Source organism: Candidatus Saccharibacteria bacterium oral taxon 488 (genome assembly GCA_010202645.1).
In the GTDB taxonomy this organism is placed as follows: Bacteria; Patescibacteriota; Saccharimonadia; order Saccharimonadales; family Saccharimonadaceae; genus Nanosynbacter.
Window position 1 is genome coordinate 163,541 of sequence record CP047920.1, and the last position, 21,149, is coordinate 184,689.

The following is a 21,149-nucleotide window of genomic DNA, read 5'->3' on the forward strand; positions in this document are numbered from 1 at the left end:
ATAGCATATGTGGCTAGAGGAGGCTGGTCGGATCGAGCTCAGCCTGCCAATGAGTCGGTGGCACGAGGTCAAGGAGACTGACGAGGTCGCCGCGGCGGGGGCTTTTGAGAATGAGCTGCCAGCGGTACGTGTCGCGGACTCGCTCATAAAATGCTGGTGTTGGGCCGAGGATGCGTACGTCGGCCGGGGCAGCTGCCCGCAGTGTCTGGGCGAGCTTTTTGGCGTTGCGGATGGCGGCAGCTTCGGTTTTGTAGACGCAGGTTAATTTAAGTAGATAGACGAACGGTGGAAAGTCAGTGGCGCGTCGCTGGGCGATAGTGCGGGCGTAGAAATCAGTATAGTTTTGGGCAAGCCCATCTCGGATGGCGGGATGATCCGGCTGAAAGGTCTGGACGATGACGTCGGTGGCGTGATGGGAGCGGCCAACGCGGCCAACGACTTGGGCCAGCAGCTGAAAGGTGCGCTCGCTCGAGGAAAAGTCAGGCAGTGTCAACCCGGCGTCGGCTTGGACGACACCAACAGTGCGTAGGTGCGGTAGATCGAGGCCCTTGGCGATCACTTGGGTGCCGATGATGATGTCAATTGAGCCGTTTTTGAGCTCGTTGTAGCGCTTATCGGCCGCGTCGTGGGTACTTGTATCGGCATCGAAGCGGGCGATGGTGCTTGCGGGAAAGAGCTTGCGTAATTCTGCCTCGATGCGCTTGGTGCCGAGGCCTTTATGAATGATATCGGCATGACGACACTCGGGGCAGCTGGTGGGTACGGGTGCAGCAAACCCACAAATATGACAGAGGAGCTGGTGCTGGTCGGCGTGTAGTGTGAGCGGCACGAAGCAGCGCGGACAGCCAGCATTCCAGCCGCATTGTTCACATAGGGTGATAGCGGCAGTGCCGCGGCGATTATGAAAGATGAGGGCTTGACGACCGTCATTCAGCGAGCCGGTGATAGCCGAGAGTAGTTGATCAGAGAGAAAGAAATGCTGAGTAAAGTTCGTGCGCTTGGTCATATCAACCAGCGAGATGCGCGGCTTGACGGCGTCTGAACGGGCGGGCGTGGGCATAGCGATGATAGGCCGGCCAGCGGTTTTCGCCAGAAAATAATCGCTGATCGTAGGGGTGGCACTGCCGAGAACGAGCTTGGCTTCATGCTGGCGAGCGAGAATGGCCGCAGTGCGCGGCGCTGAGTAGCGGGGCGATTGTTCTTGTTTGAAGCTGGGTTCGTGACATTCATCAATGACGACGAGGCCCAGCTGCTGGACGGGCATGAATAGGGCCGATCGAGGGCCGATGACGATGAGCGGGTCGCGTGAATTGATAACATGTTGCCAAGTCACGTGCCGCTCGGCTTCGGTCTGACGCGAGTGGGTGAGGATAATATTGTCGAAATACCTCGCAAATTCGCTAACGAGTTGTGAGGTGAGGGCAATTTCTGGCACCAGAATAATTGACGATAAGCCCTCGTCCATCAACCGCCGGGCGAGCTCGATATAGACACGCGTCTTGCCAGATCCGGTCACGCCATGTAGCAGGGCGCTACCAGGGAGCATGTCGTCAATGGCGGTGATGGCGGCTCTTTGGTCGGGCGTGAGCGCTGTCGTCGGTGGCTGTGAGGCCTGCGGACTGGTGGCGCGTGAGGACGTGTGGCGGCGCTTTTTCGTCAAACCGCGTGGCAGAATGGTTTGCCAGACGGTCGCGAGATGCGTATGATAATAACTGCTCATCCACAGAGCCGTTTGGATGAGCGGTAGCGGCACGGGAGCGTCATCTAAAATCTGGACAATTTCTTTAACCGTAAACTCAGGCTTAACGACTGCTGACATGATGATACCAACGCAATGAGCCGAGCCAACTTCTATAACGACCAGCGCTCCGACTGGCAGCCGCTCGGGGTGTGAATAGGTAAACGAATGCGCATCGGCACGAATTATCTTGATCGGTGATACCAAATAGTAGTACATTCTTGCTTTATTATACCGCGCTGGCTGGTTGAATATAATCATGAGCGTTTTAGGGTGTAAGCACGTATGCTGAAGGGTAGGGCGTATAATTGTCGAAAAAAGCTTGTCGGGTGTTGTAAAATTGTGATACACTGAGTGATAGCGAAAGGGAATATGGGGAGAGAATGCTTGACATTTTTATTACATCACGAGTGAGACGCAAAATCGTAGTTGTGTATGCCAAGTATCCTGATTTTCATACGCATGTTCGGGGGCTAGCCAAGCTGATCAAGGAAGATCCGGGTAATATTCAGCGCGAGCTCAAGCGGCTAGAGAAAGTTGGTTTTCTGAGGAGTGAGAAGCAAGGCAATTCGCGGGCATACTTTACGAACAAGCAGTTCCCGATTTTCAAGGAATTACAGAGTATGGTGATTAAGTCGCAGCAACATGCGGCCCGGCCGAAGCGCGGCTCGGTTGATAGAGATTGATGACCTTATTCGAGCAGATTTTGACGGCGCGCGGTCTGACGACGCGGGCAGTGCGCCAGGCTTTTTTGCAGCCAGATTATATGGCGGTGAAATATGATCCGTTTTTGCTGCCGGACATGAAGAAGGCAGTGGCGCGGTTGAAACAGGCGCGGGAGCAGGGCGAAAAAATTGTTATTTACGGCGATTATGACATTGACGGACTGAGCGCTACGGCGCTGCTGCTGGATGCCTTTGGTAAGTTTGGTTTTGAGGGTGTCGACGCTTTCATTCCAAACCGGTTTGTTGAGGGTTATGGCATGACTATGGGCGCGGTAGACAAGGTGCGCGATATGGGAGCGGATTTGATCGTGACAGTGGATACCGGCAGTTTGTGCCATGCAGAGATTGCGTATGCCGCTAGCCTGGGGATTGATACGGTGGTGACAGATCATCATAACGTGGCCGAGACGCCGCCGCCGAGTGTGGCAGCGGTGAATCCGAAATTTCCAGGGCATACTTATCCGTTTCGTGATTTGTGTGGTGCGGGCGTGGCGTTCAAGTTGGTGCAGGCGCTGCAAACTGAACTGGACGGACTGCCTGATGGCTATGAAAAATGGCTGCTGGATTTGGTGGCATTGGGGACGGTGTGCGACATCGTGACGCTGGCAGATGAAAATCGGGCAAATGTGTATTGGGGTTTGGAGGTGTTGAAAAAACAACAACGCCCAGGATTGAAAGCCTTGATGGCGGTGGCGGGTATTGAACCAGAGCGGGTTAATGCTAGGCATCTGGGGTTCGGTCTGGGGCCGCGCATGAACGCAGCAGGTCGGCTGGAAACAGCGCAGCACGCGTTGGATATGCTGGTGGCGCGTGATGGGCTGGCGGCGCTAGAGGCGAGCGAAAAGCTGGAGGAATTGAATGGTAGGCGGCGCGGTATTCAGGACGCGATTTTTGAGGAAGCGTGCGTGCAAGCTGAGGAGTTGGCTGATGACCGGGTGTTGGTGGTCAGTAGTGGCGGTTGGAATCACGGTGTCATCGGTATCGTGGCGTCGAAACTGGTGGAGAAATATAAAAGGCCGGTGTTTATCATTGGCGAGCGCGGCGAGGAAGCAACGGGTTCGGCACGCAGTTTTGGTGATTTTTCAGCGGCCGATGCAGTGCGGGCGGCGGATGACATTATCATCAAAGGCGGCGGGCATGGAGCGGCGGCTGGCGTGACGCTGGAGACTGAAAAAATTGGTGATTTTCGTCGTCGCGTGAATGAGTTTTATGATTCGCTGCAACTCACAAACCAAGAGCGATATTTGCTGCCGCGAGCTGATGTGGAAATCGATGATTTTTCGGAAATTGATGAGGAATTGGTGGCAAATCTGGCGAAAATGGAGCCATTTGGCAATGGTAATCCAGAGCCAGTATTAAAAATTACCACAGCGAGCGTACTGAGCGTGCGGCGGATGGGCGCGGACGGGCAGCACGTTAAATTAGCGCTGCGTGATAAAAACAGTAAAGTGTTGCAGATGCTGGCGTTCAACGCGCCAGAGGAATTTTTCCGCGAGCCAGGCGACGAGGTGGTAGCGTGGTTTCAGCCGACCATCAACGAATGGCAGGGGGCGCGGACGGTTGAAGGGCGGCTCGTTCACGTGGCTTTGTTAGATTGATGTGGTAATTACAACTTTTGTTTGAAGGTGATCACTAGTTATTTGGGTGTAGTGGTTTTTTCGTTGTGAAATTCGCAACGATGTTATGTTGTGCGGGCTTGTGGTTTTTGAGGGAATGTTGGTGACTTGACAAATCGCGAGAGAGAGAGTAATATGAGCCCATAATATAAAGCTTGCTAAACACAAGAAGGAAACAAACATGACACAAAATTATGAAAAAATTGAAAAAGAACAAGGGCTAGACCCACGTGTTGAGTCGCTAGCGATACCATTGGCGCGGGATTATGCTGAAAAAAATTATCCAAAACGTGAAGATGGTACGTTTGAACCAGCATGGCGCGGGGCAAATGGCGAAAAAGATTTGCGAGGAAAGTCTCCCGAAGATGTGGCGGCGCAGTTAGAAAGTGAAGGATATTCTCCAGAGGCGGCGCTTGCTTTAGCGCAGTCAATGGTGGTTGACATTGCCAATACGCCGTATGATCAGTTCCCAGATCACTGGAAAAAGCAGAACCGTGGCGGCGCAGAATTCCTCATTAGCTTGGTGGATGAGGTGGGCGCCGATAATATCCGTGCTTTGGATCTGTCTGACTCAGAGGTGCAAGAAAAATATGGTACGTTAATTCATGCTAACTGGTTGGAGCGCAACCAGTGGGTTCTTGATCCAGAATACGGTAATTCTGTGCTAGCACAGTCATATGCGGATCTTCCTGCCGATGAACAGCAGAAGGATATTGACCAGATGCGGGTGCTGCAGGGTTGGCTTGAAGCTCAGCAGAATCCTGAAGAGATCGGTGTCTAGATACTCGGGCTATGTCCCTCCGAGATAATGACATCATACAAAACTCTCGCTCTGAGGCTAATCAGAGCGAAAGTTTTATTTTGCAAAAATATTTCTCATCTGTTATAATGCAAAAAGTATGGTTCAAGTTACACGTAAAGATCAGAAGGAAGCGAACGAGAATGTGATTCGTCGCTTTAATCGCAGGGTGCTGCAGAGCGGTGTCCTTGCGCGGGCAAAGTCGGTGATGCGATTTGCCAAGCCGATTTCCAAGGTTGAGCGCCGTAAGAAAGCGATTATTCGCCGCGAGCGCCGAGCCGAGAAAACAGCCAGAATGCGTATGGGGGCAACGCGTTAATGTCGGCGCTAAAAGCGCGTATTGCTGATGAAATGAAAGCCGCTCTTCTAGGGCGGCATCGTTTTCGGGGTGATGTCCTGCGTAGTTTGAAGGCGGCAATTCTTAATGAGGAGGTGTCGCTCGGTAGGCGCGACGAGGGCCTAAACGATGCAGAAGTGGAGAAGGTTATTGCCCGTGAAGTTAAAAAACGCAAAGAAAGTGCCGCGTTATACTGGGCGAATGGCCGAGCGGAACTAGCTGAACCAGAGGAGAAGGAGGCGGCAATTTTACAGGAATTTTTGCCTAAACAGCTGAGCGAAGACGAGATTCGGGCAATGGTCGAGGCAGCGGTTGCTGATTTGGATGCGACGATGCAACAAATGGGTCAGGTGATTGGCGCGGTGAAGACTAAAGCCGGCAATGCGGCTGATGGCGCCTTGATTGCGAAAATTACCAAAGAAACGTTAGCAAAACAATAACAACACAGAAAAAGGAGTAAAGAATGATCTTATTATTTGGGCCGCCAGGGGCCGGTAAAAGTATGCAGGGGCAGATGTTGGCGGCGCGTCAGGGTTGGAAATGGCTATCGACCGGCGAGATGTTGCGCCGAAGTAATGATCCGGCGGTGATCGATATTTTACGCTCGGGGGAGTTGGTAAGCGATGAATTGATTTACCAAGTGTTTGAGCAGGCGGTGCAGGATGCGCGCGATAGAAACTATCCAAATATTATTGTCGACGGCTTTCCGCGGACGAAGGAGCAGGCGGCGTGGCTGGATGAGTATATGGCGCAGATGAATGAGAAGATTGATACGGTGATTTCGTTGGAAGTGCCGGAGGCGGAGATTATGCGGCGACTAGAAAAGCGTGGCCGGTTGGAGGATACGCCAGAGGCAATTGCCCGGCGGATGACGATTTATCGGCAAAAAATGTATCCGGTGTTAGGTATTTTTGCCGAGGCAGGGGTTAGGATTGTCCATTTGGATGGCGTCGGTACGGCTGGCGAAGTGCATGACCGGATTTATGAAGAGGCGGCGTACGCATGCCAACTTTAATTACTGGCGAAAAAACGCCGCAGCAGATGAAGGATATGCGCGAATGCGGGCGGATGTTGGCGACAATTTATGATGAATTGCGCCAGCAGGTGACGGCTGGAATGAGCGAGCTGGATGTTAATGAGTTTGTGGCTGGGCGAATTAAGGATTTCGGCGCGGAAGCGACGTATTTGACGGATGAGGTGAAATTTCCAGGGGTGATTTGCGTGTCGACCAATGAGCAATTGGTGCACTCATTTCCGACAGAATATGTGTTCGAGAAGGGCGACGTGGTGAGCTTTGATCTGGTGATCGGCTACCGTGGTATGAAAACCGATAGCGCCTTTACGATGGTGATTGACGAAGAGCCGCGCGGCGCTAAGAAGCATTTACTGCACGCGACGGAACAGAGTTTGTATGCGGGAATTGATGCGATTTCCGGTGGCGGGACGCGCGTTGGCGATATCTCGGCAGCCGTGGAAGCGGTGCTGAAAAAAGCCAAACTAGGTATCATTCGCGAACTGGTTGGTCACGGCGTGGGGCTACAGATGCACATGAGTCCAGAGATTCCAAACTATGGCCGTCGTGGTACCGGTCCAGTATTGCACGCGGGCGACACGATTGCTATTGAGCCGATGGCTAGCCTCGGCAGTGAGAAAATTGTGACCGAGGACGACGGCTGGACGATTAGCCTGAAAGACGGCAGCTTGGGCGCGCATTTTGAACATACTGTGTTGATTACTGAGACGGGCGCGGAGATTTTGACGACGCTCTAGGCTATCTGGTATACTAAGCATATGCAAGAACAATCTCGATATGTGGTAGGAATTGATGTTGGTACGAAGACCGTGCGCTGCGTGGTTGGACATATCGGGGAGTCGGGGCTGCCAAACATTGTTGGTGTCGGCGTTAGTGAGAATAGCGGCATGCGTAAAGGTGCGGTATCGAACTTGACGGGGCCGGCGGCAGCAATTGACAAGGCGCTCGAGGCGGCTGAACGCATGAGCGGCCATCATATCAATGCAGCAGCATTGAGTGTGAATGGGTCGCATATCTTGAGCACCAAGGCTGATGGTATGATCGCGGTGGGGATGAGTGGCGGTGAAGTGACGGACGAGGATGTGCTGCGGATTGAGGAAGTGGCGACGACCGGGAAGGTGCCGGCGAATCGAGAGATTTTGGAGATTGTGCCGCATGCCTATCGGTTGGATGGACAGGACAACATCAAGGATCCGGTGGGGATGAGTGGCACGCGTCTGGAGCTGCGAGCAAATGTGGTCTCGGGCTTGACGCCGTATGTGGCGAATTTACGCCGGTCGGCCGAGATGGCGAATGTCACTGCCTCGAGCCTGACACCGAGCGTGTTGGCAGCGGCGCGAGCGGTGCTCAGTGAGTCGCAGATTGAGAACGGCGTGGCAGTTATCGACATTGGCGGTAGCACGACCGGTGTGGCCGTGTTTGAAGAGGGTGATTTACAGCACGTAGCGGTGATCCCGATGGGAGCGCAGAATGTGACAAATGATGTGGCGATTGGACTAAAGACCGACCCGGAGATCGCTGAGGCGGTCAAATTGGCGCACGCCCGGCTGGGCGGCGGTAAGGCTGGTCGCGTTGATACCAAGCACGACAAACAGGTGTATACGTTTGAACAAAGCGAGATTGACGAGATTGTCGAGGCGCGCTACGAGGAGATTTTCGAGCTAGTCGCCAAAGAATTGAAGCGGGCCGGCGGTATCGGACGGCTGCCAAGTGGTGTGGTGCTGGTTGGTGGTGGCGCCAAGGTTAAGGATCTGGTCGAATTTGCGAAAAATAGCCTCGGCGTGGCGGCTAAACTAGGCGTGCCGGCAGGATATGCGGGCGTGAGCGACGAGGCTAATGGGCCGGAGTTTGCAGCGGCAATTGGTCTGATGCTCATTGACGGGGCAGGGGCCGAGCGGGCCGAGCACGCGCAGAGCAAAGTGGGTTCGGTGACAAAGAAAGCCGGCGGAATGATTAGTCGATTGCTAGCGAGGTTTAAGTAGGAGCTAGTAGACAAAGATGGTATACTTGATAAGAGAAAGATAGGGAGAGGAAAATGCCGCAGATTACACCAAGTGAAGTTCAAACGTTTGCCAGTATCAAAGTTGTCGGTGTCGGTGGAGCTGGTGGTTCGGCCATCAATCGGATGAAAGATGCGGGGCTCGCTGGCGTGCAGTTTATCGCCATGAACACTGATGCTCAGGCGCTGCACAATTCCAAGGCAGATGTCAAGATTCATCTCGGGCACACTACGACCAATGGGCTGGGCGCCGGTGCTGATCCGATGGTGGGTGAGGCGGCGGCTAATGAGTCGCGCGAGGAGATTCGCCAGGCACTTGAGGGTGCGGACATGGTGTTTGTGACGATTGGTGCTGGTGGCGGCACTGGATCGGGCGCTGGGCATATCGTGGCGGAGATTGCTCGCGAGATGGACATCCTGGTGGTTGGCGTGGCGACGCGGCCGTTTAGTTTTGAAGGCGAGAAGCGTCGGGTGAATGCAGACTGGGCAATTACTCATCTGGGTCGCCAGGTTGATACCTTGATCACCATCCCGAACGATCGACTACTGCAGACGATTGATCGGCGGACGCCGCTGCTCGAGACGTTCAAGATTGCTGACGATGTGCTGCGCCAAGGCGTGCAGGGTATCTCGGAGTTAATTACCGAGCATGGTTTGATTAATCTCGACTTTGCTGACGTCAAGGCGGTGATGAGTCGGGCTGGTTCGGCGCTGATGGGGATCGGTCGGGCCGATGGCGAGAACCGTGCGGTGCAGGCCGCTCAGCAAGCGATTGAGAGTCCGCTGATCGAGGTGTCGATTGACGGCGCGAAGGGTGTGCTGTTTAACGTGACTGGTGGCTATGACATGAGCATGGCAGAGATCCAGGAGGCAGCTGAGGTAATTACCAGCGCGGTCAGCCCTGATGCCAATATTATCTTTGGAGCGACGCTCAAGCCAGAGCTCGAAGACGAGGTGATCATCACGGTTATCGCTACTGGGTTTGATAGCGAGACGTATCATGATCACGAGGTGAGTTTGACGAGTGAAGTGTCGCATGAATCAGAGACTGAGGTTGATGACGAGGTGGTTGAAGGGATTGATCTGGAGCTCAGTGAGCAGAGCGGAGCGACGGACTTTACGTCTGAGCAGGAAAATAACATCTGGGATCAGCCAGCTGAGGATGAGGCGGACGAAGATGATACGCCAGCCTTCCTTCGTCGCCGCAAAAAGAACAAGGAGGAATAAATGAGCGGATTTAACATTGGGGATAGCCGCGTGATCGAGTCGCGAGAGGTTTCTGATGGTGTAGCGATTCGCCGCCGCCGCGAGACGCCGGATGGACGGCGTTTCACTACGTATGAACGCGTGGAAAAGCCAAACCTCATTGTGATCAAGAAAAACGGCAGCCGCGAATTATTTGATAGAGTCAAGTTAGCGCATGCGGTGCGCCAGTCGGTTGGCAAATTCCTTAAATCTGATGAGGAAGTCGAGTCGATTATCACGGCGGTTGAAGATAAGTTGTATGCCCTGGGCGCCTCAGAAGTGCCGTCGCGGCAGATCGGCGAGTTTGTACTGGATGAGTTAGCGAAGCGTAACGAGGTGGCGTATGTACGTTTTGCCAGTGTGTTTCAGAAGTTTGAGACGCTGGATGATTTCGTCAAGATATTGGAACAACGCCGCCAGAAAGGACAAGAATAATGCGAGTCATTGTCGTATACCGGGCGGAAAGTGATTACGCGCGCCAAGTCACTAGTTTTCTGCATGACTTTAGTCGGCAGACGGGACATACGATTGAGGAGCTTGACCCAGATTCGGCTGAGGGCAGCGATTTTTGCCGGACATACGACATCGTTGAATACCCAACCGTTATCGCGCTGAGCGCTGATAGTCAGATGCAGAATATGTGGCGCGGATTACCGCTACCGACGATTAGTGAGGTGAGTTTTTATGTTTGATATGCTGCATAAGTGGCTCTCAAACAAAGATTCAAAACGCCAGCAGTTCGCAGCATTAGCGCTGCTGCTCGGCAGCGGCTTGGGCTTGTTAGCTTCGTTTGTGCTGTCGATCGAGGCGCTGACGCTTGCTAAAAATTCGCATGCCGTGCTGAACTGCGACTTGAACGCGGCGATAAGCTGTTCGGCGGTGGCAAACCACTGGTCGGCGACACCACTCGGCTTTCCTAATAGTTTCATCGGTATGATGACGCTACCAGTGATGGTGACAATTGCGGTGGCGCTGCTAGCGGGTGTGAAGTTGCCGAAATGGTTTATGTGGGGCGCGCAGCTTGGCGCGGTGGCGGGCTTGCTGTTTGCTGGTTGGATGTTTTATATGAGTTATGTTGAGATTGGCGCGTTGTGTCCGTGGTGCTTGACACTGGACGCGGGTATGCTGCTGGTCTGTTACGGACTGACTAGATATAATGTGGTGACTAGGATGGTTGGCGGTAGGCGTATGAGAAAATTTGTCGACCGGGGATTTGACACGTTCCTGTTGGCGCTAGTGACCGTTGTGATCGTTGTTGTTATTTTAGCAACATTTGGGCGTGAGCTATTTGCATAAATTAAGAGTAGGCGTATTGAATAATGGTGCTGGTATCCGTATACTGGGCATATGAAGAAAAATTTTCTCATCAGAGCGTTTTTGGGCATTACCATTGTGGCGCTCGGCGGGATTTTGCTGCTGCGGAATCTCGGAGTTATTACCTTTAATAGCTGGCCCCTGTTTTGGGGCGCTTTTTGGGCCTTTGCTGGCTTATTGATACTATTATTCAGTTATCGCAGACCGATAGACTGGGTGTGGGGGCTGTTATTGATAGCTGTTGGCGTGTTGATTGGGCTGAGTGCTTATGGTGTAATTAATATTGGTACGTGGAAATCATTCTGGCCGGTAATACTGATTGCTATTGGTTTGTCGGTCGTGTTCGGTATTGGTTCAGGCCGTCGGCAATCTAAAAAGCGGGCGGTTGATGATGGTGATAGTGAAAAAGTTGCAATTTTTTATGGTGAAGAATCACGGGTGAAAGGTGACTATACTGGTGGCTCCGTGGCAGTAATATTTGGTGGTATGGAGTTGGACCTGCGCCAGGCGAAGATCAAGGATGGTGCAGTTATCGACGTCTTTACCTTTTGTGGCGGTGCCAGCATTAGTTTGCCTGACGACGTGATTGTCAAAAATGAGGTGCGTGGTGTTTTGGGTGGCAGTGAGAATAAAACTGCGCCGAAGTCTTCTGCTAAAAAGACGATCTATCTGAAGGGCGAATGCGTCCTGGGTGGTCTGGAAATCAAATAATCTCTTGGGATTTTGGTAAAAACGCGCTACAATGAAAGTAGGGCGTTTTTGCGTGTGCCTGATGGAGTATATCTCTGATGGCGCCAATGCAAAATGAGCGGCTATCAACCGCGAAGCCTGCGGGAAGAAATTGGTTTTATCAACTGAGACTAGACCCCGCCGTGACTCGCTGCGACAAAGTGACAATTGAGTGCTAAAAGAGTGCGTGGATGCCGGTCAACTCGGCAAAGCCCGCGAAGAATCACTTCTTTTGGAATCGAGATGGTACCGTCCGCTTGAAACACCTCCAGCGGATTCTCGAAGTCAGAAGAGGTGATTTTATTTTATATAAGGAGTAGTATGCCGATACCAGCCTACAAGTCAGCCTTGCAGCACGCCATTCGCCACGAGTGTGCGGCGCTGTGGCCACTGCTCGAGGCAGCCGCTCCCTGGGCGGATGAGCTGGTGCTTCCGGGGCAGATAAAAGGCACGATGATGAATCCTCACCAGCTAGCCAGCTACCTACTAGGGTGGGCTACCACGGTGCTAGAGTGGGGCAGTGCATATCATCAGACTCATATGGTGCCGACGATTATTACCACTGGCTATGGTGCGGTAGCGCAAAAGTTCTATATGCAATATGCTGATATAGCGTATAGTGCCGTACTGACAAAGCTTGATGAAGCAGTGGCAGCGATTGACCAACTGATCGAGCAGACATCAGAAGACGACCTCTACCGCGTCGTATGGTATCGGACGAAGACGAGTGGACGAGAGTATACCATGGCACGGATAATTGAGCTCAACACAGTCGCGCCATTGCGAAATGCACACGGTAGGTTGCGCAAGGCTATGGAGGAGAGAGAGGATGAGCATTATACCGCAGGATAATCGCATTACGAGTTTTGTCATTGATCGGACGCATGATTATATCATGTATGATACGACTGATTTGGTGCGTGCGATAGACTTTCCGCGTCAAGTGGCGGGGTTGTTGCTCAAAGATGATGAATTCCATTTGTCGTTATTTGCGGTGCGTGAGGAGTACGGGCTCGATGAGGCTGGTCATGGGTGGCTGGAACAGGTGTCGTGTCAAGCTGGTGCAGCAATGACTACAGAGCCAGAATTGACCGGTGATTTTCTTAAGCTAAAGGATGACGTGACTGGCCGTGAAACGATTATCGCGCTTGTTCGATGGGATGAACTAGAAACTTGGCGTGATGCAATTCGTGAGCTGATCCCGCGGGCAGAGTTTATCATTCCGCACATAACGCTCTATACAAATCAGAAGGGTGCGCTTGGGTATAGTGATCGGCATAGGGATCGAGTGCGGGTGCTGGATGATGCAGTGATGATGACACTAAGGAATATATTGTTAAGGAGTAAATCGTGACCAACCAACAACAAGAATGGCTTGATTTTGCAAAAAGTGTAGCGCACGAAGCGGGCGACATTATGCAAAAATATTTTGGTAAAAAACCGGACGCTCATCTCAAGGCGGACAACACAATTGTGACTATTGCTGATGAGGAAATCAACCAGCTTGTGATCAAGCGAGTAGCTGAGCGATACCCATCCCATGATATTGACGGTGAAGAAGCGAGTGCTCGCCGCGGTTCGGACTATGTGTGGGTATGTGACCCGATTGACGGTACGGCACCTTTTGCGATGGAGTTACCAGTATCGGTATTCTCGTTAGCGTTGGTGATTAATGGCCAGCCGGAAGTCGGTGTGATTTATGCGCCGTTTAGCGACCATCTGTACTGGGCGTCACGTGGTCGTGGCGCGTACATGAATAGCCAGCCGATTCACGTTAGTCAGCATAGTCTGGATGACCGCGTGGAGATGAATGTTGATTGGTGGCCGAGTGCTCAATGGGATGTGATGCAGGTCGTTCATGATCTTGCTTATGAAAAAGATGTGTATGTAACGACGGTTGGTAGTACAACGCACGCTGCGGCACTGGTGGCGCGCGGCGAGTTTGTTGCGTCAGTCTTCACTGGTACGAAGGGTAAAAACGTTGACATTGCGGCGGCGAAAGTCATCGTCGAGGAAGCTGGCGGCAAAGTGACTGACCTTTTTGGCCGGGAGCAGCGGTACGATCAGGATATCTGCGGGGCGGTACTAAGCAATGGAATAATTCATGAGGAGATAGTAAAAGCGATGAGGAAACTAATAGAATGATGAACAGCGAACAGGAAAGTTTGATTAATAATTTAAACAGAGCAGTGAACATAAGGTAGATAAGGAGGAAAAGTATGAAATTCAAACACGGAACACGTCGCCGAGCAGCAGAATATGAAAAGGACTGGGTGCAGCGCTGGAAGATTGACGATACGTTTAATAAATCGGTGGAGAATCGGCCGGTTAATAATTCTTGGGTATTTTATGACGGGCCGCCATTTTTGACTGGCACGCCGCACCACGGGCATTTGTTAGTCAGCACCGTTAAAGATACGATGGGTCGTTATCATACCATGAAAGGCCAGCGAGTTGAGCGCCGTTGGGGTTGGGATTGTCATGGTTTGCCGGCCGAGGTGTATGTTGAAAAAACGCTTGGCATTTCTAATAAAAAAGAGATTGGCACGAAGATTAGCGTGTCGGATTATGTCAAGGAATGCCGTGCGGCGATGGTGCGAACCGGTACCGAATGGGAAGATACAATTGAGCGAATTGGCCGCTGGGTTGAGTTTAAGGGCGCTTATAAAACCATGGATAACAATTACATGGAATCAGTTTGGTGGGCGTTTAAGAAACTTTACGAGGAGGGCAAGATTTATGAAGGTGAGAAGATTCTAATTTATTGCACGAAGGATGCTACGCCAATTTCCAAGAGCGAAGTGGCGATGGAAAACAGCTACCAGATAGACACCGATCCAAGCTTGTTTGTCTATTTCAAATTAGAAGACGAAGATGAATATTTGCTTGCCTGGACGACGACGCCGTGGACTTTGCCAGCGAATATGGTGGTGGCAATCAACCGAGATGTTGACTATTCATTGGTGGCGTATGGCGATAAGAAATTTTATATTGCAAGCGATGCTGTCGAAAGAGTTATGACCGATGAAAAACATCAGCCGCTTGAATATTCAATTGTCAAAACGATAAAAGGCTCGGAGCTGGTAGGCAAGCGATTTGAGCCGCTATTTGAGAACCGCGGTCCGAATGCTCATAAAATTTTGCATGCTGATTTCGTGACGACCGATGACGGTACAGGTCTGGTGCATATTGCGCCAGCTTATGGTGAGGATGACTATGAACTTTGCCGTAAATATGATGTGCCGATGTTGTCACTAGTGGATGGTGATGGTAACTATACTGAGGGTAGATGGCTCGGTCGTAATATCTGGGAGGTTAATAAAGAGATTGCTAAGACGCTGCTGGAGGAAGGCCGAGCGCTAAAAATTGACTATATTCGCCACGAATATCCGCATTGTCATCGCTGTGGTACCAAATTGATGTATCGGGCACATCCGAGCTGGTTTATGGATATTCAAAGCCAGAAAAAAGAAATGCTAGAGGCAAATGAACAGACTCATTGGACGCCAGATAATCTGCGGACGGGGCGATTTCATAATATCATAGAGCAGGCGCCGGATTGGAATTTGAGCCGTGATCGCTATTGGGCAACGCCGATTCCAGTGTGGAAAGGTGTCAAGAATGACGGCACGGAAGTTGTCAAGGTGATTGGTAGTTTTGCGGAGTTTGAAGAGCTGACGGGGCGTAGGCTGGATGATTATCATTTGCCGCAAGTGATGGACGTGACGTTTGAGTGCGATGGTGTGGAAATGCGGCATATCGGTAAGGTGCTCGACTGCTGGTTTGAATCTGGCTCAATGCCGTTCGCCCAGTTCCATTATCCGTTTGAGAACAAGGAAAAATTTGAAGCAAGTTTTCCGGCTGATTTCATCATTGAAGCGATTGATCAAACACGCGGTTGGTTCTATAGTTTGACAGCGGTCAATGTGGCGCTATTCGGTAAGTCGCCGTGGAAAAATTTGATTTGTACCGGGTTCATCAACGCGGCGGACGGCAAAAAGATGAGTAAAAAGCTAAAAAACTACACCGATCCGATGGAGTTGATGGATAAAACGTCGGCTGATAGTTTTCGTTTTCTCATGCTATCTAGTCCGCTGACAAATGGCGAGAACTTTGCACTAGCGGATAAGGATGTCATGGATGTGGCGCGCAAGCTCAGTATGATCTGGAATATGTATGATTTCTTCACGATGTACGCGGAAGTTGATGGTTGGGAATTTAATGGCGATTTGAAAGATCCACTTGGTACGTTGACTAATCCGTTGGATATTTGGATTGTTAGCCGCTTACATCAATTGGTGGCGGATGTTGAAAAGGGTCTTGATGGTTACAATTTGCAAGACGCCACTAAGCCGATTTTACCGTTCCTGGACGACGCGTCCAACTGGTACGTGCGCCGTAGCCGCCGCCGCTTCTGGAGATCGTCGAAAGGGGCCGCGGGCGCTGAGGATGATGGTGACAAGAATGATGCGTACCGCACGCTACACTACGTGCTGGTGCGTCTGAGCTACATTTTGGCGCCATTTACACCGTTTTTGGCTGAGGAGTTGTATCACAATTTGACGGGTGATAACGAGTCGATTCATCTGAAGGATTGGCTGCCAGCGGGCGAGGTGAATGAGCAGGCACTGGCCGACATGGCTCGGACGCGTGAATTGATCAACAATGGCCTTAGTTTGCGAATGAAACAGGATGAGCACCAAGCATCAATTAAGGTTCGCCAACCGCTGCAATTTGCGGCATATGCGGGTGCGAAATTGGCTGAGTATTACGAGCAGATTATGGCTGAGGAGCTAAATGTTAAGGAGATTCGCTGGATTGAGAATCTAGACGAGTATCTGGCTGGTTATGACGTGACCGAGGGCACGATCAAGCCAGAGAATTGGATCGAAATTAGCAAGCACTTAACGCCCGAACTCAAACGCGAAGGTTTGATGCGTGAAGTTATTCGCCACGTCCAAAGCGCGCGCAAGAAGGCGGGATTGCAAGTGGACGATCGAATTATGCTGCAGCTGACGACGAATGACGAGCAACTTCATCAAGCGATTGATGAGCATACTGAGGTGATTGCTGCTGAGACGCTGGCGGTGTTTGGCGAGGTGCATGACAACCAGTCGACAGTGACGGTTGAAGGGGCTGAGCTCGAGATTGCTCTTGCTGTTGTAGAATAGTCATCACGATAAAAGTTACGACCTCAAAATTGATGCGCGGCGAGCGTTTACTTGGTCTCGCGCCGATCGGACGCTCATGACCTTGGCGATCGCCATGCAACGCGGTACAATGGGTCTATGTATGGTTTAGCAGTTCTCAGTCAGTTACTCTTTTTCGCGCGAGCCGGTGGCGGTGGGTCAAGTTCTGGCGGTGGTGGTGGCGTTGTCCTTTTCGGGATACCGATGGTAATTGCAATTTCGGTAAGTGGTTTTGTGAAAAGAGCCACTCAGTCAAAGATGGCCGCCATAGCGGTCGGGTTTTTGGCCGGCCTACTCGCCAGCTTGTTCTACCTACTCGGCGGTGTTGTTATTTTTATCCTGGTGGCCATCTCGGCATTGGTCGGTGCGATTATCGGGGCATTTACGGATAAGATCAGCCGTTTTCGTAAGGGCAGTGAGGCCGCACAGCAAGCCGTCCGGCAAGCGGCGGCTCAGGACAGCGCCTGGAATGAGCAGGGTATTGTCAATTACGCAACAACGGTGTTTAATCGGTTTCAATATGATTGGGAGCGGATGGATTTGCCATCAATTCAGCAATACGTCACGCCGAATTATGCGCGGCACATTGGACTAATGTTGTATGCCTTACAACAGATGGGGCGAGTCAATCGCATGAAGAATGTGGCGATCAGTGAAGCGATTATCACCCGGGCGTATGATGATGCGAATGATCAGAATGACCGAGTAAGTGTGAGTTTTGTTGCCTCGGCAAATGATGAGCTGATTGACGTGGCGAGTGATGCGGTGCTACATCGTGATACGGGCGAGTTTGGTGAGCAGTGGAACTTTGTGCGCTCGGGTGATGGCTGGTTACTGGATAGTATTGATCAGGCAACAGAAGATTCTGCCCAGCTTGTCGCCTCTATGCAGCAGTTTGCAGCGCAATACGACATGTACTTCAGTCCGGACTGGGGGCGGCTACTGCTACCGGCCCGCGGTGAATTATTTAAGAGCGGCTTTAAGGGTACTGACATCAACAACCATATCATCGGGTTCTGGACGGGCAATCTATTAGTGCAGCTATACACCTATGTGGCTGACGCTTCAAATACTGATTCGGCGACTACATACATTATTGGACAGGTTAATTTACCAAAGTCGTATGGCGGGATTTTAGTGGAGCGTCGGGATTCACGTTTCCTGAAACGGTTTAGGGCGCCGTCGGGTTATAAAAAGGTAGAACTGGAGTGGGGTGACTTTAACAAGCGCTACCAAGTCTACGCCACCGATGAGAACCAAGTGACGAGCTTTGAGCTGCTCAATCCAAGTTTCATGGCCTGGTTGTACGATCAGGACATTAAGGTTAATATTGAGGTGGTAGATAATATCGTTTATCTCTATGCCAAAATTTCTGCGGGCGAGATGCGCTACGCGGAGATGATGGATATTTTGCAGAAATCACATAAAGAACTCAAGATGTAAGGAGGAAATATGATTACCAAAGCTATTATTCCGGTCGCTGGTTGGGGCACACGAATGCTACCAATTACTAAATCAATTGAAAAATGCATGCTGCCAATTGGCAATCGACCGCTGATTGATTATGTGGTGCAGGACTGCTTGGCGGCTGGTGTGCGCGAGCTGATTTTTGTGGTTGGCGAGCAGAGTTCACAATTAGAGAGCTACTATCGGAGCAATATTTTGCTCAACGATTATTTGCGGAGCAAGGGTAAGGATGACAAGCTGGCTCTAGTGGCGCCAATTGATGCGAAGCTTCACTTTGTGACGCAGCCAAGCTATGGCAAGTATGGCTCAGCAGTACCGGTAGCCCTGGCGGCTGATTATCTCGAGGATGGTGAGTCGGCAGTAGTGCTGATGGGTGATGACTTTATGTATAATGCCGATGGCTCAAGCGAAGTGGCGCGGCTATTGGCGGCGACGCCAGACGGTCAATGTAGCCTGCTGGCTCAGGAAGTACCGGGCGATGACATTAGTCGGTACGGGGCGATTGTGATAGACGAGGCTGGTAATTTTGTAGAGATCGTGGAAAAGCCAAAGCCAGAAGAGGCGCCGAGTCACTTTGCCAACATCGGTAAATATGTCCTCACCAAGAAAGTTATTCAGTCTTGTGCTGATGTTGAAATATCGCCGCGTGGTGAGTATGAGTTAACTGATGCAGTCAGTAATTATGCTCGGGCCGGCGGTGTCGTCAAGGTTGTGCCGGCGGTAGGTATGCATTTGGACGGCGGTAATGTCGAGGGCTGGTTGCACGCAAATAATGTGGTGTGCGGTCGGTCGGGGTCGTGTTCGTGCAATTGATTTTAGGATGATAGCACAGCGCCGGCGAGGTAAAGAAACTGGGGCAGTATTGATTTGTTAGTGCGCCTCTGGTACAATGGAACGGATTGAAAACTAATTTTTAAGGAACGAAATGAAAGCAGTCGTAAAAATCTCTGGCAAGCAATATATTGTCAGCGAAAAAGAGTCCCTCTTGGTGGATCTCCTCCCTGAAGGCACAAAAGAACTCACTCTCGACGCACTTTTAGTGATTGATGGTGATAAAACAACAGTTGGCACACCAACCGTAAAAGGTGTGGTAGTGAAGGCAAAGGTTGTTGAAGCAGAAGTTAAGGGTGACAAGGTCCGCGTTATCCGCTACAAGAGCAAGAAACGTGTCCACAAAGAAACGGGTCATCGCCAGAAGTACACCAAGATTGAGATTACCTCGATCAAATAACCGATGAATTAGCATACCGCCCCGTGATGAGGGCGGTATTTTTATGGCCGAAACTATGGTACAATGAGGTAAGCAGAAGGGGTATCGATGACGAAGATTATTGCGGTGACAAATCAAAAAGGTGGCGTCGGCAAGACGACGACTTCAATCAACGTGGCATATTTTTTGGCAAAAGCCGGTAAGCGGACGCTGATCATTGACTTTGATCCGCAGGGAAATGCCACCAGCGGTCTCGGTATTGATAAGCAAGAACTGGGCGCAACGATGACCGAGGTGGTAACTGGTCAGACGGCCTTGAATAATATAATTATTCAGACCGACATCAAGAACCTATCAATCGCACCGGCCACGTCGCACCTAGCAAATACCGAGGTTGAACTGGCCCAAGCCGAGGGGCGGTTTGTGCGGCTGCGCCAGGCGCTGGCGAGCCTCGCTGGGTATGATTATGTGATCATTGATAGTCCGCCGAGTCTGAGTCTGCTGACCGTGAATGGGCTGATCGCAGCGCAGTACGTTCTATTGCCAGTGCAGGCAGAGTTTTATGCGTTAGAGGGGCTGGGGCAACTCATGGAGACAATGAAGTTGGTTCGCAAGGGGCTCAATCCGCATCTGCGCTTGCTCGGCGTGGTGACCACCATGGTTGATTCGCGAACGACTCTATCAAGCCAGGTGTACGATGAAATTAAAAAGCATTTTGCCGATACGATTTTCAAGACGACGATTCCGCGCAATATTCGCCTCGCTGAGGCGCCAAGCCACGGCGTGCCGGTTGGTGTGTACGATCGTTTCTCAAAGGGCTCGCGGGCTTACCACGCGCTGACCAAAGAAATTATCGAGAGGATTGAAGGATGAAAAAGGGACTTGGGCGGGGATTTGATTCGCTGATACCGACAAATTTGTTTGACGAGGCTTTTGACCCGACGGCTGGTCAAGATGCGACAATGTCGCAATTACGCCAGATACCAATTACCGATATTATTCCAGATCCAGATCAGCCGCGGCGGTTCTTTGATGAGGAAGCGCTGCGTGAGCTGGCTGATTCAATCCGTCGGCACGGCGTGGTACAGCCGATCGTCGTGACGCCACGCGGGGCACAATTCATGATCGTGGCTGGCGAGCGGCGCTGGCGAGCGGCGCAGCTGGCTGGATTAGTAGAGATGCCGAGTATCATTCGTAGTTTGAGTGATCAGCACCGGTTGGAGGTGTCGCTGATCGAGAACTTGCAGCGACGCGACCTCAATCCGCTGGAGACGGCGACGGCCTACATGAAGCTACGCGACCAGTTCAATATGACGCTGGAACAAATCGGCCAGCACGTCGGCGGCAAATCGGTCAGCGCCATTAGTAATACGCTGCGCCTCTTGAAATTACCGAGCGTGGTGCGGACGGCGCTGTTTGAAAATAAGATTTCTGAAGGGCAAGCGCGAACATTGGTGGGGCTGCCGGATGACGTGGCGGAGGATTTGCTGCGGCAGACGATTCATCAGGGCTGGAGTGTGCGCAAGCTCGAGCAGATGATCGCCGCCTGGAAGCGGTCGCAGCAGCCGTCGGGCCCCGCGCCAACTCCAAAGTCGGCCCGCTCGCCGCACGCCTCGTCGGTGGCGCGCCTGTCGAAAAAACTCCGTGCTGACATCACGGTTCGCACCAGTAAGCGCGGTGCTGGTCAGATTATCATCCCGTTCAAAGATCAAGCGGATTTTGAGCGGATTCGCGACTTGATTGGCTGA

23 protein-coding genes are annotated in these 21,149 nt (G+C 51.6%); 22 read left to right on the forward strand and 1 reads right to left on the reverse strand.

From position 1 onward, the window contains the following. Positions 1-13 precede the first annotated feature (13 nt). Positions 14-1,957: a primosomal protein N' gene (gene priA / locus GWK77_00855; GenBank protein ID QHU92725.1), complete on the reverse strand. Its 1,944-nt coding sequence runs from the start codon at positions 1,955-1,957 to the stop codon at positions 14-16. Positions 1,958-2,121: 164 nt separating this feature from the next. Between priA and GWK77_00860 the strand changes: the two genes are divergently transcribed. The 22 genes from GWK77_00860 to GWK77_00965 all read left to right on the forward strand — a co-directional run bounded on the left by GWK77_00860 (position 2,122) and on the right by GWK77_00965 (position 21,149). Then, on the forward strand, positions 2,122-2,424 hold the full coding sequence (locus tag GWK77_00860) for an ArsR family transcriptional regulator (GenBank protein ID QHU92726.1): 303 nt from the start codon (positions 2,122-2,124) through the stop codon (positions 2,422-2,424). Further along, entirely contained in the window at positions 2,424-4,061 is a 1,638-nt protein-coding gene (gene recJ, locus GWK77_00865; protein ID QHU92727.1) for a single-stranded-DNA-specific exonuclease RecJ, read from the forward strand. The genes GWK77_00860 and recJ overlap by 1 nt, the downstream gene beginning before the upstream one ends. A gap of 199 nt (positions 4,062-4,260) precedes the next feature. After that, entirely contained in the window at positions 4,261-4,860 is a 600-nt protein-coding gene (locus GWK77_00870) for a hypothetical protein (protein ID QHU92728.1), read from the forward strand. 118 nt (positions 4,861-4,978) lie between these two features. Then, complete coding sequence (locus tag GWK77_00875) at positions 4,979-5,197, forward strand: hypothetical protein (GenBank protein ID QHU92729.1); 219 nt, start codon at positions 4,979-4,981, stop codon at positions 5,195-5,197. Beyond that, positions 5,197-5,655, forward strand: a complete 459-nt coding sequence (locus GWK77_00880) for a GatB/YqeY domain-containing protein (GenBank protein ID QHU92730.1) — start codon at positions 5,197-5,199, stop codon at positions 5,653-5,655. The genes GWK77_00875 and GWK77_00880 overlap by 1 nt, the downstream gene beginning before the upstream one ends. Before the next feature lie 23 nt (positions 5,656-5,678). Further along, on the forward strand, positions 5,679-6,230 hold the full coding sequence (locus GWK77_00885) for an AAA family ATPase (GenBank protein ID QHU92731.1): 552 nt from the start codon (positions 5,679-5,681) through the stop codon (positions 6,228-6,230). After that, entirely contained in the window at positions 6,218-6,985 is a 768-nt protein-coding gene (gene map / locus GWK77_00890; GenBank protein ID QHU92732.1) for a type I methionyl aminopeptidase, read from the forward strand. Before GWK77_00885 ends, map begins: the two co-directional genes overlap by 13 nt. Before the next feature lie 21 nt (positions 6,986-7,006). Then, positions 7,007-8,230: a cell division protein FtsA gene (gene ftsA / locus GWK77_00895; GenBank protein ID QHU92733.1), complete on the forward strand. Its 1,224-nt coding sequence runs from the start codon at positions 7,007-7,009 to the stop codon at positions 8,228-8,230. 53 nt (positions 8,231-8,283) lie between these two features. Continuing rightward, a complete protein-coding gene (ftsZ, locus tag GWK77_00900) occupies positions 8,284-9,474 on the forward strand; it encodes a cell division protein FtsZ (protein QHU92734.1) in 1,191 nt (396 codons plus the stop codon). Beyond that, entirely contained in the window at positions 9,475-9,927 is a 453-nt protein-coding gene (gene nrdR, locus GWK77_00905; GenBank protein ID QHU92735.1) for a transcriptional repressor NrdR, read from the forward strand. Continuing rightward, complete coding sequence (locus GWK77_00910) at positions 9,927-10,184, forward strand: hypothetical protein (GenBank protein QHU92736.1); 258 nt, start codon at positions 9,927-9,929, stop codon at positions 10,182-10,184. Before nrdR ends, GWK77_00910 begins: the two co-directional genes overlap by 1 nt. Next, positions 10,177-10,788, forward strand: coding sequence for a vitamin K epoxide reductase (locus GWK77_00915; protein ID QHU92737.1), 612 nt, complete (start codon positions 10,177-10,179; stop codon positions 10,786-10,788). Before GWK77_00910 ends, GWK77_00915 begins: the two co-directional genes overlap by 8 nt. 51 nt (positions 10,789-10,839) lie before the next feature. Further along, on the forward strand, positions 10,840-11,517 hold the full coding sequence (locus GWK77_00920) for a hypothetical protein (protein ID QHU92738.1): 678 nt from the start codon (positions 10,840-10,842) through the stop codon (positions 11,515-11,517). Between the two features lie 339 nt (positions 11,518-11,856). Then, the gene (locus GWK77_00925) at positions 11,857-12,387 is read left to right on the forward strand and encodes a ClbS/DfsB family four-helix bundle protein (GenBank protein ID QHU92739.1); all 531 of its coding nucleotides are present in this window, start codon (positions 11,857-11,859) and stop codon (positions 12,385-12,387) included. Beyond that, positions 12,365-12,889: a hypothetical protein gene (locus tag GWK77_00930; GenBank protein ID QHU92740.1), complete on the forward strand. Its 525-nt coding sequence runs from the start codon at positions 12,365-12,367 to the stop codon at positions 12,887-12,889. Before GWK77_00925 ends, GWK77_00930 begins: the two co-directional genes overlap by 23 nt. Next, positions 12,886-13,680, forward strand: coding sequence for a hypothetical protein (locus GWK77_00935; GenBank protein QHU92741.1), 795 nt, complete (start codon positions 12,886-12,888; stop codon positions 13,678-13,680). Before GWK77_00930 ends, GWK77_00935 begins: the two co-directional genes overlap by 4 nt. A 74-nt stretch (positions 13,681-13,754) precedes the next feature. After that, complete coding sequence (locus GWK77_00940) at positions 13,755-16,706, forward strand: isoleucine--tRNA ligase (protein ID QHU92742.1); 2,952 nt, start codon at positions 13,755-13,757, stop codon at positions 16,704-16,706. Positions 16,707-16,823: 117 nt separating this feature from the next. Next, positions 16,824-18,167: a TIM44-like domain-containing protein gene (locus tag GWK77_00945; protein ID QHU92743.1), complete on the forward strand. Its 1,344-nt coding sequence runs from the start codon at positions 16,824-16,826 to the stop codon at positions 18,165-18,167. Positions 18,168-18,176: 9 nt separating this feature from the next. Continuing rightward, the gene (locus tag GWK77_00950) at positions 18,177-19,004 is read left to right on the forward strand and encodes an NTP transferase domain-containing protein (protein ID QHU92744.1); all 828 of its coding nucleotides are present in this window, start codon (positions 18,177-18,179) and stop codon (positions 19,002-19,004) included. Between the two features lie 112 nt (positions 19,005-19,116). Then, positions 19,117-19,422, forward strand: a complete 306-nt coding sequence (rplU, locus tag GWK77_00955) for a 50S ribosomal protein L21 (protein QHU92745.1) — start codon at positions 19,117-19,119, stop codon at positions 19,420-19,422. Between the two features lie 87 nt (positions 19,423-19,509). After that, positions 19,510-20,274, forward strand: a complete 765-nt coding sequence (locus GWK77_00960; GenBank protein QHU92746.1) for an AAA family ATPase — start codon at positions 19,510-19,512, stop codon at positions 20,272-20,274. Continuing rightward, complete coding sequence (locus GWK77_00965) at positions 20,271-21,149, forward strand: ParB/RepB/Spo0J family partition protein (GenBank protein QHU92747.1); 879 nt, start codon at positions 20,271-20,273, stop codon at positions 21,147-21,149. Before GWK77_00960 ends, GWK77_00965 begins: the two co-directional genes overlap by 4 nt.

Bases quoted from the DNA above. Each gene is read 5' to 3' on its own strand.
- priA (QHU92725.1), bottom strand. From the start codon at position 1,957: ATGTACTACTATTTGGTATCACCGATCAAGATAATTCGTGCCGATGCG.
- GWK77_00860 (QHU92726.1), top strand. From the start codon at position 2,122: ATGCTTGACATTTTTATTACATCACGAGTGAGACGCAAAATCGTAGTT.
- recJ (QHU92727.1), top strand. From the start codon at position 2,424: ATGACCTTATTCGAGCAGATTTTGACGGCGCGCGGTCTGACGACGCGG.
- GWK77_00870 (QHU92728.1), top strand. From the start codon at position 4,261: ATGACACAAAATTATGAAAAAATTGAAAAAGAACAAGGGCTAGACCCA.
- GWK77_00875 (QHU92729.1), top strand. From the start codon at position 4,979: ATGGTTCAAGTTACACGTAAAGATCAGAAGGAAGCGAACGAGAATGTG.
- GWK77_00880 (QHU92730.1), top strand. From the start codon at position 5,197: ATGTCGGCGCTAAAAGCGCGTATTGCTGATGAAATGAAAGCCGCTCTT.
- GWK77_00885 (QHU92731.1), top strand. From the start codon at position 5,679: ATGATCTTATTATTTGGGCCGCCAGGGGCCGGTAAAAGTATGCAGGGG.
- map (QHU92732.1), top strand. From the start codon at position 6,218: ATGCCAACTTTAATTACTGGCGAAAAAACGCCGCAGCAGATGAAGGAT.
- ftsA (QHU92733.1), top strand. From the start codon at position 7,007: ATGCAAGAACAATCTCGATATGTGGTAGGAATTGATGTTGGTACGAAG.
- ftsZ (QHU92734.1), top strand. From the start codon at position 8,284: ATGCCGCAGATTACACCAAGTGAAGTTCAAACGTTTGCCAGTATCAAA.
- nrdR (QHU92735.1), top strand. From the start codon at position 9,475: ATGAGCGGATTTAACATTGGGGATAGCCGCGTGATCGAGTCGCGAGAG.
- GWK77_00910 (QHU92736.1), top strand. From the start codon at position 9,927: ATGCGAGTCATTGTCGTATACCGGGCGGAAAGTGATTACGCGCGCCAA.
- GWK77_00915 (QHU92737.1), top strand. From the start codon at position 10,177: ATGTTTGATATGCTGCATAAGTGGCTCTCAAACAAAGATTCAAAACGC.
- GWK77_00920 (QHU92738.1), top strand. From the start codon at position 10,840: ATGAAGAAAAATTTTCTCATCAGAGCGTTTTTGGGCATTACCATTGTG.
- GWK77_00925 (QHU92739.1), top strand. From the start codon at position 11,857: ATGCCGATACCAGCCTACAAGTCAGCCTTGCAGCACGCCATTCGCCAC.
- GWK77_00930 (QHU92740.1), top strand. From the start codon at position 12,365: ATGAGCATTATACCGCAGGATAATCGCATTACGAGTTTTGTCATTGAT.
- GWK77_00940 (QHU92742.1), top strand. From the start codon at position 13,755: ATGAAATTCAAACACGGAACACGTCGCCGAGCAGCAGAATATGAAAAG.
- GWK77_00945 (QHU92743.1), top strand. From the start codon at position 16,824: ATGTATGGTTTAGCAGTTCTCAGTCAGTTACTCTTTTTCGCGCGAGCC.
- GWK77_00950 (QHU92744.1), top strand. From the start codon at position 18,177: ATGATTACCAAAGCTATTATTCCGGTCGCTGGTTGGGGCACACGAATG.
- rplU (QHU92745.1), top strand. From the start codon at position 19,117: ATGAAAGCAGTCGTAAAAATCTCTGGCAAGCAATATATTGTCAGCGAA.
- GWK77_00960 (QHU92746.1), top strand. From the start codon at position 19,510: ATGACGAAGATTATTGCGGTGACAAATCAAAAAGGTGGCGTCGGCAAG.
- GWK77_00965 (QHU92747.1), top strand. From the start codon at position 20,271: ATGAAAAAGGGACTTGGGCGGGGATTTGATTCGCTGATACCGACAAAT.